At 58.8% G+C, this 12012-nt stretch carries 11 protein-coding genes; 9 read left to right on the top strand and 2 right to left on the bottom strand.

Translation table 11 applies throughout. The annotated features are described in order from the left end of the window. Positions 1–46: 46 nt before the first annotated feature. Positions 47–523: a DUF1289 domain-containing protein gene (locus tag AC0J6G_RS06190; protein WP_475252251.1), complete on the bottom strand. Its 477-nt coding sequence runs from the start codon at positions 521–523 to the stop codon at positions 47–49. A 405-nt stretch (positions 524–928) separates the two neighbouring features. Between AC0J6G_RS06190 and acnB the strand changes: the two genes are divergently transcribed. From acnB to alaC, 4 genes are all read left to right on the top strand, one after another. Then, complete coding sequence (gene acnB / locus AC0J6G_RS06185; RefSeq protein ID WP_475253621.1) at positions 929–3538, top strand: bifunctional aconitate hydratase 2/2-methylisocitrate dehydratase; 2610 nt, start codon at positions 929–931, stop codon at positions 3536–3538. A 207-nt stretch (positions 3539–3745) separates the two neighbouring features. Beyond that, positions 3746–4942, top strand: a complete 1197-nt coding sequence (locus AC0J6G_RS06180; protein WP_475252249.1) for a CmpA/NrtA family ABC transporter substrate-binding protein — start codon at positions 3746–3748, stop codon at positions 4940–4942. A gap of 1 nt (position 4943) precedes the next feature. Continuing rightward, on the top strand, positions 4944–5522 hold the full coding sequence (locus AC0J6G_RS06175; RefSeq protein WP_475252247.1) for an ANTAR domain-containing response regulator: 579 nt from the start codon (positions 4944–4946) through the stop codon (positions 5520–5522). 210 nt (positions 5523–5732) lie between these two features. Further along, on the top strand, positions 5733–6962 hold the full coding sequence (gene alaC, locus AC0J6G_RS06170; protein WP_475252245.1) for an alanine transaminase: 1230 nt from the start codon (positions 5733–5735) through the stop codon (positions 6960–6962). 70 nt (positions 6963–7032) lie between these two features. Here alaC and AC0J6G_RS06165 read toward each other — a convergent pair whose 3' ends face one another. Beyond that, entirely contained in the window at positions 7033–7425 is a 393-nt protein-coding gene (locus tag AC0J6G_RS06165; protein WP_475252243.1) for a hypothetical protein, read from the bottom strand. Positions 7426–7621: 196 nt separating this feature from the next. Between AC0J6G_RS06165 and AC0J6G_RS06160 the strand changes: the two genes are divergently transcribed. The 5 genes from AC0J6G_RS06160 to AC0J6G_RS06140 all read left to right on the top strand — a co-directional run bounded on the left by AC0J6G_RS06160 (position 7622) and on the right by AC0J6G_RS06140 (position 11932). Then, a complete protein-coding gene (locus tag AC0J6G_RS06160; RefSeq protein ID WP_475252241.1) occupies positions 7622–7939 on the top strand; it encodes a transcriptional regulator in 318 nt (105 codons plus the stop codon). Between the two features lie 437 nt (positions 7940–8376). Beyond that, the gene (locus AC0J6G_RS06155) at positions 8377–9660 is read left to right on the top strand and encodes a CmpA/NrtA family ABC transporter substrate-binding protein (RefSeq protein ID WP_475252239.1); all 1284 of its coding nucleotides are present in this window, start codon (positions 8377–8379) and stop codon (positions 9658–9660) included. A 14-nt stretch (positions 9661–9674) separates the two neighbouring features. Beyond that, positions 9675–10526, top strand: a complete 852-nt coding sequence (gene ntrB, locus AC0J6G_RS06150; protein WP_475252237.1) for a nitrate ABC transporter permease — start codon at positions 9675–9677, stop codon at positions 10524–10526. Between the two features lie 39 nt (positions 10527–10565). Further along, positions 10566–11357, top strand: coding sequence for an ABC transporter ATP-binding protein (locus AC0J6G_RS06145; RefSeq protein WP_108488301.1), 792 nt, complete (start codon positions 10566–10568; stop codon positions 11355–11357). Positions 11358–11482: 125 nt separating this feature from the next. Then, entirely contained in the window at positions 11483–11932 is a 450-nt protein-coding gene (locus AC0J6G_RS06140; protein ID WP_475252235.1) for a thioesterase family protein, read from the top strand. Positions 11933–12012: the final 80 nt, after the last annotated feature.

Genomic DNA, 12012 nt, shown 5'->3' with positions numbered 1-12012 from the left:
ACACACGTCATCGCCACTGAAATGCGACCGCAAAGCCGCATCCTTTCTAAACTCTCACCTCAAGCCCTTCGAGCAAAAAGCGTGGCGCGATGTAGCGTTCGTAGTGCGCTTCAGAAAGCAGAAAGAATTCACGATCAATGGCGTCGCGCAGCTCGGGCAAGTTCCACTCACGAAACTCCGGCAATAACACCACACCGTAAGCGTCCAGCTGGCTGATCACCCGCGCACCACGGACAATGAGTTGGTAAGCCCAGCAATAGGCCGATTGCTGCGGAACAAACCGAATTTTGCGCTGCTCCAGTTGCATACGCAGACGATCAGCATCAAACACTTGCAGTTTTGCGGCCATGACCTGCACCAGCAGCACTTCCAAGCGCAGCCAAACGGCGCGTTTTTCTTCGTCGCTATAGCCGTTCCAGTTAATCACCTCATGGTGAAAGCGCTTACAGCCACGGCAAACCAAGTCACCGTAGACAGTGGAGCACAGGCCGACACAAGGGGTTTTGATGCGTTGGTTAGACATAACGAAAGGTATGAACACTGGTAAACAGGCAGGCATCTTAGCCCTTTGTCTAAGGCATATCACCTCTATATAAGAGGGGCCTTTGGCTTAACTTTATCAAAGCTTTCCAGTAGACTCGGCCGGCCTTTTAAAGGCAGCAACGTCCGTTGGAAGCTGTTTTCAAAGCGTCACGAGCACAGTCAATCCTGCAGGTTCGATGTTGGTGCCGATCCTTGAACCACCCTTCAAGTGTCGTCACCAGCCCTCATCCAACCGTCCTGCCGGCGTAAAACTTTGAAAACAGCTTCTGCAAGAAAGCAGCGCAACCTCGGCTGAGCGGCCCATAACGCCACGAAGCGCCTGGTTGGTTGTTTTCTGGATCGCGTCCCGGACAACCCTTTGGGACCACTGATGAGGGTAATAACTGTGCTTGAAGCCTACCGCAAACATGTAGCAGAGCGTGCCGCTCAGGGTATCGTGCCCCAGCCGCTGAACGCCGAACAAACCGCAGGCCTGATCGAGCTGCTGAAAAACCCGCCAGCCGGCGAAGAAGCGCTTCTACTCGACCTAATCACCAACCGCGTGCCGCCAGGCGTCGACGAAGCCGCCTACGTTAAAGCCGGTTTCCTCTCTGCCCTCGCCAAAGGCGAAGCCACTTCACCATTGATCAGCAAGCAACACGCTGTTGAACTGCTCGGCACCATGCAAGGCGGTTACAACATCGCCACCTTGGTTGAGCTGCTTGACGACAGCGAACTGGCTGCCGTGACTGCCGAGCAACTGAAGCACACCCTGCTGATGTTCGACGCCTTCCACGACGTCGCTGAAAAAGCCAAGAACGGCAACGTTCACGCCAAAGGCGTACTGCAGTCTTGGGCTGATGGCGAGTGGTTCAAGAACCGCCCAACCCTGGCCGACAAAATCAGCCTGCGCGTATTCAAGGTCACCGGCGAAACCAACACCGACGACCTCTCCCCAGCACCTGATGCTTGGTCGCGCCCGGATATTCCGTTGCACGCCCTGGCCATGCTGAAAATGGCCCGTGACGGCATCGTGCCGGACGAGCAAGGCGTTACCGGCCCGATGAAACAAATCGAAGCCATGCGCAGCCAAGGCTTCCCGATCGCCTACGTCGGTGACGTAGTCGGTACTGGCTCCTCGCGTAAATCCGCCACCAACTCGGTGCTGTGGTTCTTCGGCGACGACATCCCAAACGTGCCGAACAAGCGCGCGGGTGGCTTCTGCTTCGGCAGCAAGATTGCTCCAATCTTCTACAACACCATGGAAGATGCCGGCGCTCTGCCAATCGAATTCGATGTTTCCAACATGCACATGGGCGACGTGATCGACCTGTACCCGCATGCTGGCAAAGTCTGCAAGCACGGCACCGACGAAGTATTGACCACCTTCGAAATGAAGACCCCAGTACTGCTCGACGAAGTCCGCGCTGGCGGCCGTATCCCGCTGATCATCGGTCGCGGTCTGACCGAGAAAGCGCGCGCCGAACTGGGCCTGGGCCCAACCGACCTGTTCAAGCTGCCTGAGCCACCTGCTGCTAGCACTAAGGGTTTCACCCTGGCGCAGAAGATGGTCGGCAAGGCGTGCGGCCTGCCAGAAGGCAAAGGCGTACGCCCGGGCACCTACTGCGAACCGAAGATGACCACCGTCGGCTCCCAGGACACCACTGGCCCGATGACCCGCGACGAGCTGAAAGACCTGGCTTGCCTGGGCTTCTCTGCTGATCTGGTCATGCAGTCGTTCTGCCACACCGCGGCTTATCCGAAGCCAATCGACGTCACCACCCACCACACCCTGCCGGATTTCATCCGCACCCGTGGCGGCGTGTCCCTGCGTCCTGGCGACGGCATCATCCACAGCTGGCTGAACCGCATGCTGCTGCCGGATACCGTCGGTACCGGTGGTGACTCGCACACCCGTTTCCCGATCGGCATCTCCTTCCCAGCCGGTTCCGGCCTGGTAGCCTTTGCCGCTGCCACTGGCGTAATGCCGCTGGACATGCCGGAGTCGGTACTGGTGCGCTTCAAGGGCAAACTGCAGCCAGGCATCACCCTGCGTGACCTGGTGCATGCCATCCCTTACGTAGCTATCCAAAAAGGCCTGCTGACCGTTGAGAAGAAGGGCAAGATCAATGCCTTCTCTGGTCGCATCCTTGAGATCGAAGGTCTGGACGAGCTGACCGTTGAACAAGCTTTCGAGCTGTCCGACGCCTCTGCTGAGCGCTCCGCTGCGGGTTGCACCATCAAACTGCCGGAAAAAGCCATCGCCGAGTACCTGCGTTCGAACATCACCCTGCTGCGCTGGATGATCAGCGAAGGCTACGGCGATGCCCGCACCCTGGAGCGTCGCGCCCAAGCGATGGAAGCGTGGCTGGCTGATCCGAAGCTGATGGAAGCCGACAAAGACGCCGAGTACGCCGAAGTCATCGAAATCGACTTGGCCGACATCAACGAGCCGGTACTCTGTGCACCGAACGACCCAGACGATGCCCGTCTGCTGTCCTCGGTTCAGGGCGAGAAGATCGACGAAGTGTTTATCGGTTCGTGCATGACCAACATCGGTCACTTCCGCGCAGCCGGTAAGTTGCTGGAAAAAGTCGAAGGCACCCTGCCGACCCGTCTGTGGCTGTCGCCGCCGACCAAGATGGACCAGCATCAGCTGACCGAAGAAGGCTACTACGGCATCTACGGTAAAGCCGGCGCGCGCATGGAAATGCCGGGCTGCTCGCTGTGCATGGGTAACCAGGCACGCGTTGAAGCGAACTCCACCGTGGTGTCGACTTCCACCCGTAACTTCCCCAACCGTCTGGGCGATGGTGCCAACGTTTACCTGGCTTCTGCCGAGTTGGCGGCTGTTGCGGCCATTACCGGTCGCCTGCCGACTGTTGAGGAGTACATGGTCTACGCGAAGGAAATCGACACCATGGCAGCGGACGTTTACCGCTACCTGAGTTTCGATCAGATCGCCGAGTTCCGTGAAGCGGCTGCCAACGCGAATATTCCTGCTCTTCAGGTCTAAGCGCTTGCAGCAATGACAAAGCCCCGCTTCGTGCGGGGCTTTTTCTTTTCTGTCGTGCCAGTCCGCTGGCATATGCCTTGCTTTGCTTGTTCCACCAGGCCTTTCCAACGGCGGAAATGACTGCAATAGACAATGGTGTCGTTCTGATCGCCGACTGAGGTCAGCGTTTGGTACGGCACTTTTTTGTGTGGGCACAGGAAAAGCACGATGAGCGAGCAAGGCACCTGCCACAGCCAAACACCGGAAAAACCCGTACTGAACATCGGTTTTATGGCCTTGAGTGATTCAGCCTCGGTGATTGTCGCAGCCACCCAGGGCTTCGCTGAGAAGTACGGTTTAACCCTGAATCTGCACAGGCAAGCCTCCTGGGCCGGCTTACGCGACAAATTACTCAGTGGCGAGCTGGACGCTGCCCACAGTCTTTACGGCCTGATCTATGGCGTTCAGCTGGGACTGGGCGGAGCACCTGCGACTGACATGGCCGTGCTCATGGGCCTGAACCAGAACGGACAAAGCATCAACCTGTCGCAACCCTTACAAGCCGCCGGAGTGACCAGCGCTGAAGCGCTGTGCCAGCATGTGCACCAGCATGGGGCGCGACTGACCTTTGCCCAGACCTTCCCAACGGGCACCCATGCCATGTGGCTGTATTACTGGCTGGCCAGCCAGGGGATTCACCCGCTACGCGATGTCGACAGCGTGGTGGTTCCACCGCCACAAATGATTGAACACCTTAAAGCTCAGCGTATTGACGGTTTCTGCGTGGGTGAACCTTGGACAGCCAAGGCCGTGGAGGACAATCTCGGCTGTACCCTGACGACCATTCAGGCCATCTGGCCCAATCACCCAGAAAAGGTACTCGGCTGTACCCGTGGTTTTGCCGAACGCCACCCCAATAGCGCTCGCGCCTTGATCATGGCAGTGCTGGATGCCAGCCGTTTTATTGATGAATGCGAAGAAAACCAACGCAGCACGGCGCAGTTACTCAGCGGTGCTGCCTATGTTGATGCACCGCTGTCTGTCATCCAGCCCCGTTTTCTCGGCCACTACCAGGATGGTCTTGGCCATGCCTGGCAGGACAACCATCCGCTGCGCTTTCATGGCGAGGGTGCGGTCAACATGCCCTACCTGTCTGATGCCATGTGGTTTATGACACAATTTCGCCGTTGGGGCCTGCTGCGCAGCGACCCTGACTATCTAGGTATCGCCCGCCAGGTTCAGCAAATTGATCTTTACCGCGAGGCCGCAACAGCGCTCGGTGTGCCGGTTACCGAACCGATGCGCAGCAGCCAACTCGCCGATGGCACCACGTGGGATGGCAGCAATCCAGCGGTATATGCCCGCAGCTTTGCCTTGCACGCGTTAACGGATACAGCAGCCAGCGCAGCTCAGGAGACTCATTAAGATGCTGCGCATTCTATTGATCAATGACACCGCCAAGAAAGTCGGCCGCCTGAAAGCCGCACTGACCGAAGCCGGTTTTGAGGTGATCGATGAATCCGGCCTAACCATCGACCTGCCGGAGCGGGTCGAGGCTGTGCGACCGGATGTGATCCTGATTGACACTGAGTCCCCTGGACGTGACGTGATGGAACAAGTGGTATTGGTCACGCGCGACCAACCCCGCCCTATCGTGATGTTCACCGACGAACACGACCCCGGTGTAATGCGCCAGGCCATTCAGAGCGGCGTCAGCGCCTACATCGTCGAAGGCATCCATGCACAGCGCCTGCAGCCGATTCTGGACGTGGCCATGGTGCGCTTTGAGAGCGACCAAGCGCTGCGCGCCCAGCTGCAGGCACGCGATGCCCAGCTGGCCGAACGCAAGCGCATCGAACTGGCCAAAAGCCTGCTGATGAAAATGAAAAGCTGCGATGAGGAACAGGCCTACACCCTGATGCGTCGCCAGGCCATGAGCCGTCAGCAGAAGCTGGCGCAGGTGGCCGAACAGATCATCGCCATGCACGACATGCTCGGCGGCTAACCACCGCTCCTGTAGCCCGGATGCAGTCCGAGGATTGCGACCCCCGGATTGCATCCGGGCTACGACCTACCAAACTAAGGCTGTACTGCCGAGTTTCATGGCAACTGCTCTAGACAGTACCACTGCGCCCCGCTTATCTTCGCCGCCTGGCCAGCGCACTGGCCAACGTCGCTCGGACGGTTCCGGGCGCTTACGTACCGCGAGGAAATCATGGCTGAGAACGCCAAGCGCCGTTTTGCGCGCATCGATCGTCTACCCCCTTATGTATTCAACATCACCGCCGAACTGAAAATGGCCGCCCGGCGCCGTGGCGAAGACATTATCGATTTCAGCATGGGCAACCCGGATGGCCCCACGCCGCCGCACATTGTTGAGAAGCTGGTGCAAGTCGCCCAGCGTGAAGACACCCACGGCTACTCCACCTCACGTGGCATTCCACGCCTGCGCCGCGCTATTTCGCGCTGGTACAAAGATCGCTACGCCGTCGACATCGACCCGGAAAGCGAAGCCATCGTCACCATCGGTTCCAAGGAAGGTCTGGCGCACTTGATGCTGGCCACTCTGGACCATGGCGACACCGTGCTGGTGCCCAACCCCAGCTACCCGATTCATATCTACGGCGCAGTCATCGCCGGCGCCCAGGTGCGCTCGGTACCACTGATTCCCGGCGTGGACTTTTTCGCTGAGCTGGAGCGGGCGATTCGTGAATCGATCCCTAAGCCGAAGATGATGATTCTTGGCTTCCCCTCCAACCCTACGGCGCAGTGTGTGGAGCTGGACTTCTTCGAGCGCATGGTGGCCCTGGCCAAGCAGTATGACGTGCTGGTGATTCACGACCTGGCCTATGCCGATATTGTTTATGACGGCTGGAAAGCTCCGTCGATCATGCAGGTGCCGGGCGCTAAAGACATTGCCGTGGAATTCTTCACCCTGTCCAAAAGTTACAACATGGCCGGCTGGCGAATTGGCTTTATGGTCGGCAATCCCGAGCTGGTCAACGCCCTGGCGCGGATCAAGAGTTATCACGACTACGGCACCTTTACCCCGCTGCAGGTCGCGGCCATTGCAGCGCTGGAGGGTGATCAGCAATGCGTGCGCGATATCGCCGAGCAGTATCGCCAGCGCCGCAACCTGCTGGTTAAAGGCTTGCATGAACTGGGCTGGATGGTCGAAAACCCCAAAGCCTCAATGTATATCTGGGCCAAAATTCCGGAGCCGTATGCCCATCTTGGCTCATTAGAGTTCGCCAAGAAGTTGCTGCTGGAGGCCAAGGTCTGCGTGTCGCCGGGTATCGGTTTTGGTGACTACGGCGATGACCACGTACGCTTTGCCCTGATTGAGAACCAGGACCGCACTCGCCAGGCCATTCGCGGCATCAGGGCGATGTTCCGCGCCGATGGTCTGCTGCCGGAGAAAAAGGCCAAAGCCGACAGCGTGTAGCAACGCCAGGGATTAGGTGTGCAATGCGCACCTAATCCCTCATCAATCTACCCCCTCAACGCAATCCAGCTCAGCCTGAGTAATCCAACACGGTCCACACCCGGCTCAAGCCCTCGGCAATCAGGCAATTACTGTTGGCCAGCGAGTTGCTGCGGTGCAGTGACATCCGGCTGGTTGCCCCGTCTGTAGCACTGGAATGCTCGCTCAACCACTGCATGCGCCCACAATTCGCCGTTTCAATCACATAGCTGGCGGCCACTGCAGAACCCTTGTTGGGCAGCCTGATCATGTCAACCACCGTGCCTGGCTCTTCCACGCGCTTGCCGTTGTCCACCATCACAGCCCAGGCCTGACCATTTTCAATCACCAGGTAGGTGCCGTTAGCGCGCGGCGGGTCCAATTGTGGCTGCGCGCAACCGGCCAAAAAGCTCAACAGCACAACGGTCATGAGCATCTGTTGCATTATCGGTGACTCCTCTGCGGTGCTTGTCGCCATTGGCGTTGCGTGCGGTTGGCGAGAATGATCGAGTGGTTGCCGGATAGGCAGTGGGATTACTATTATCGAATACTGTTTATATGTACAGTATTTTTCAGCTATCCTGACACACGGCCACCCGCCAACCTGTTGCTGCCCACCCAAACTGCCCGGAGTAAGGCCAATGCTCGACGTTCTGCAGCTCAAACACAGCATGAACCGCATGCCTCTGGAAAAAGTCCGAGACACCGTGAATGAGTTAAAGCTGGAAGGCATCGTCACCGAAAACAAAACACCGTTTAACCGCGTGCATTTCAACACCTGCTTTGCCGAGATTGAGGCCTTGCTGCAACGCGCCGGTTATCACCGCCCACTCGATGTAGTGGGTTATGAAGGGCAAGCCTATGCCCTGTTCGACCCCACGCGCTGGGAGGCCGTGCATGTGCTGCGTTGGTTAAGAGACTTTGTTGAAGAAGCGCAACGCTGCCCACAACCGGGTTAAGGCTGCCCTGTTAGACGCCTTGACCGCTAAGCACTAAGACGATGCGCAGTGCTGAATTACCCTGCAGGACTGCACACTTTTAGCTCAACGCACGCCGCAGCAGAGGCGCTGCTTGCAGGTGATGCAGCGCATGGCCGTTACGCCGGCCCGACAACCGCGACTTAATCAATGCGCTAAGCCATTGATTAATAATATTTAGCCACCAACCTTCCAGAGCGCAGGCGAATTTCTCAGCCGCCCTCGGCGTTCATATCTGGGTTCCATAGCAAACATGGCAAGCCCTTTGCTTTGTGTCCCTCACGATTGCATCGCAGCCCACCAACGGCGGTGAGCCGCAGATCACGGACAACGGCGTCCGTCAGGTGACTTCTCCAGAAGAAGCCTGACGGATGCCGTTTTTTGTTTCAGCCGTATAAGGCCAGAGAAGGACAAACCCCATGACTGATCGTGATTCGAAGAACCCAAGCCTGCACAGCCGCCGTCACTTCCTGAAAACCTCGATTGCCGTCGCCGGCACCGTCGGCGGTGTCGCTGCACTTGGCTTGAGCGCACCCACCTCGCTGCGCAGCGTGGCCTGGGCCGCTGGTTCCGATGCGCCAGAAAAGGCGGCGCTGAAAGTGGGCTTTATTCCACTGACCGACTGCGCCTCGGTGGTGGTCGCCGCGACCCAGGGCTTTGCTGAGAAAAACGGCTTGAGCATCACCTTGAGCAAAGAAGCCTCTTGGGCCGGGGTGCGCGACAAACTCAATACCGGCGAGCTGGATGCCGCCCACGTGCTGTACGGCATGATGTACGGCGCGCAGCTGGGTATCGCCGGGCCGCAGAAGGATATGGCCGTATTGATGGGCCTGAACCAGAACGGCCAGGCCATCACCCTTTCCAAACAGCTCAAGGAAGCCGGCGTCACCAATGGCGCACAACTGGCCGAGCATGTGAAAAAAGGCGGTAACCCGCTGACTTTCGCCCAGACCTTCCCCACCGGAACCCACGCCATGTGGCTGTATTACTGGCTGGCGAGCCTGGGCATCAACCCGATGAGCGATGTGAAAACTATCGTCGTACCGCCACCACAGATGGTCGCTAATATGCGCGTCGGCAATATGGATGGCTTCTGTGTCGGCGAGCCTTGGGGCGCGCGGGCGATTGCTGAAAAAATTGGTTACACGGCTGTGACTACTCAGCAGATCTGGCCGGATCACCCGGAAAAAATCCTCGGCACCACCCGCGCCTTTATCGAGCAATACCCCAATGCGGCCCGCGCGCTGATCATGTCGATCCTTGAGGCCAGCCAGTTTATCGAGGCCAGCGAGGAAAACCGCAAGAGCACGGCCAAGCTGATTTCCGGCAAGGCTTACGTCAATGCACCGGTCAAAGTGATCGAACCGCGCTTCCTCAGCCAGTACGAAGACGGCCTGGGCAACAGCTGGAAAGACGACCACGCCATGGCTTTCTGCAAAAACGGCACAGTGAACTTCCCGTATCACTCCGACGGCATGTGGTTTATGACCCAGTTCAAGCGTTGGGGTCTGATCAAGGAAGACCCTAACTATGCCGCCATCGCCGCAGGGGTCAACCAGGTTGCACTGTACAAGGAGGCCGCCAGTGCGCTGAACATCCCCGTGCCGGCCAGCTCGCTGCGCAGCAGCACGCTGATCGATGGCAACATCTGGAATGGCTCCGACCCGGCGGCCTACGCCAACTCCTTTGCGATTAAAGCCTGATTGGGAGGTTCGTGATGAACGCACCACTGAAAACCCCATTGCCGTTGTCTGCGCCGATCAGTAAAGCGCCACGTCTGGCTCTGCCAGGCGTGGCGGCGCTGACCAGCCTGCTCAAGGCGGTTGTGCCGCCGCTGTTGGGTATCGTGCTGTTTATCGGCGTGTGGGCGCTGATTGCGACCAAGAGCGAGGGCCTGCCTGGCCCGATCAGTACCTGGGCGGCGGCGCTGGAACTGTTTGCCAACCCCTTCTATGACAATGGCCCAAATGACATGGGCATCGGCTGGAACATCCTGCATTCGTTGGGTCGCGTCGGTATCGGCTTTGGTTTGGCGGCGCTGGTGGGCATTCCGTTGGGCTTTGCCATCGGCCGCTTTGCCTTCTTGGCCGGCATGCTCTCACCGATCATCAGCCTGCTGCGCCCAGTGTCGCCGCTGGCCTGGCTGCCGATTGGCTTGCTGGTATTCGAAGCGGCTGGCCCGGCTTCGATCTGGGTGATCTTTATCAGCTCGATCTGGCCGATCATCCTCAACACCGCCGCCGGCGTGGCCAGCGTGCCGCAGGATTATCTGAACGTGGCACGAGTGCTCAAGCTGTCGGAGTTCAAGGTACTCACGCGCATCCTGTTTCCCGCCGTATTGCCGCACCTGATGACCGGCATTCGCCTGGCCATTGGCGTGGCCTGGCTGGTGATAGTCGCGGCAGAAATGCTCACCGGCGGCACCGGCCTGGGCTTCTGGGTGTGGGATGAGTGGAACAACCTCAACGTCGAACACATTCTGATCGCCATCATCATCGTCGGCCTGGTCGGCCTGGCGTTGGAGCAACTGCTGTTGCTGCTGGCCAAACGTTTCGATTACGCCAGTTAAAGCAGGCCAGCTGGTAATGCCCGTTTAAGGAGCCGCAACATGGATAAATTCGTGGAGCTGACCCAGGTCGGCAAACATTTCGACACCAAGAAAGGCCGCTTCCAGGCCCTCACCGACGTCAACCTGAGCATCGCCAAAGGTGAGTTCGTCACCCTGATCGGCCACTCGGGTTGCGGTAAATCCACCGTTCTCAACCTGATCGCCGGCCTGCTCGAGGCCAGTGAAGGCGGGCTGATCTGCAATGGCCGCGAGATCGACGGCCCTGGCCCGGAGCGCGGCGTGGTGTTCCAGAACCACAGCCTGCTGCCCTGGATGACCTGCTACGGCAACGTCTACCTGGCGGTGGAAAAGGTCTTCGCTGGCAAGGAGAGCAAGGCCCAGCTCAAGGAACGCACCGAAGCGGCGCTGGCCATGGTTGGCCTGAGCCACGCCACCTACAAGCATCCCAATGAAATTTCTGGCGGCATGAAACAGCGCGTCGGCATCGCCCGCGCCCTGGCCATGCAACCCAAGGTGCTGCTGATGGACGAACCCTTCGGCGCGCTGGATGCCCTGACCCGCGCGCACCTGCAGGACGAACTGCTGCGCATCGTTGGTGAAACTCACAGCACGGTGGTGATGGTGACCCACGATGTCGATGAGGCGGTGCTGCTGTCTGATCGCATCGTGATGATGACCAACGGCCCGGCAGCGACCGTGGGCGATATCGTCAAGGTCGAGCTGGCGCGCCCGAGGGATCGCCTGGCCCTGGCCAATGACCCGCACTACCACGCCTACCGCACCGCCGTGCTGGAGTTTCTCTACCAGCGCCAGCAACGCCCCGCGGCTTAAAGCAACTCAGGCACGGAGCAGGTATCTGCCTCCGTACCCTGCCTAGTAATCGAGCGCAGGACGTCTGCAACACGCATTACATCAGGGTTAATATTGGCCACCTTATTCCAATACCGGATACAGCAATGGCCCGTCTGAACCTTGAGTTCCCCGAAGATCAGTTCTGCTACAGCACCCACCTGACCGTGCGGGTGACCGACATCAACGCCGCCAACCACCTAGGCAATGACTCAATGATCTCAATGATTTCCGAGGCGCGGGCGCGGTTTCTGTTTGAGTTCGGCATTGAGGAAACCCAGGAAGACGGCACCGGCATCATCGTCACGGACCTCGCTACCACCTACCGCGCCGAAGCCCATGCTCGCGACCAATTGCTGTTCGAAGTCGGCGTGATGGACTTCAACAAATACGGTGGCGACATTACCTTCCGCATCACCCGCCCAGCGGACGGCAGCCTGGTGGCCATGGCTAAATCAGGGTTTGTGTTCTTCAACTATAAACTGGGCAAAGTGGTGCCCATGCCTACACGCTTCAGCGACACGTTCAGCAAGGTTAACTGGCTCAACCCAGCCTGAGCACGCGCACCAGCGCAGCGCACCATGGCTTATAAAGGAGCACTCAACAGCAACCGGTGCTGCACAGCCTGCGCCCCCCC

The organism is Pseudomonas sp. TS_SC_3, assembly GCF_056156225.1.
The sequence above is the reverse complement of the archived record's forward strand: the minus strand, read 5'-3'. Positions and strand labels throughout refer to the sequence as shown.

Excerpts from the sequence above, each read along its gene's own strand:
- AC0J6G_RS06190 (WP_475252251.1), bottom strand. The coding sequence starts at position 523 with ATGTCTAACCAACGCATCAAAACCCCTTGTGTCGGCCTGTGCTCCACT.
- AC0J6G_RS06180 (WP_475252249.1), top strand. The coding sequence starts at position 3,746 with ATGAGCGAGCAAGGCACCTGCCACAGCCAAACACCGGAAAAACCCGTA.
- AC0J6G_RS06175 (WP_475252247.1), top strand. The coding sequence starts at position 4,944 with ATGCTGCGCATTCTATTGATCAATGACACCGCCAAGAAAGTCGGCCGC.
- alaC (WP_475252245.1), top strand. The coding sequence starts at position 5,733 with ATGGCTGAGAACGCCAAGCGCCGTTTTGCGCGCATCGATCGTCTACCC.
- AC0J6G_RS06165 (WP_475252243.1), bottom strand. The coding sequence starts at position 7,425 with ATGCAACAGATGCTCATGACCGTTGTGCTGTTGAGCTTTTTGGCCGGT.
- AC0J6G_RS06160 (WP_475252241.1), top strand. The coding sequence starts at position 7,622 with ATGCTCGACGTTCTGCAGCTCAAACACAGCATGAACCGCATGCCTCTG.
- AC0J6G_RS06155 (WP_475252239.1), top strand. The coding sequence starts at position 8,377 with ATGACTGATCGTGATTCGAAGAACCCAAGCCTGCACAGCCGCCGTCAC.
- ntrB (WP_475252237.1), top strand. The coding sequence starts at position 9,675 with ATGAACGCACCACTGAAAACCCCATTGCCGTTGTCTGCGCCGATCAGT.
- AC0J6G_RS06145 (WP_108488301.1), top strand. The coding sequence starts at position 10,566 with ATGGATAAATTCGTGGAGCTGACCCAGGTCGGCAAACATTTCGACACC.
- AC0J6G_RS06140 (WP_475252235.1), top strand. The coding sequence starts at position 11,483 with ATGGCCCGTCTGAACCTTGAGTTCCCCGAAGATCAGTTCTGCTACAGC.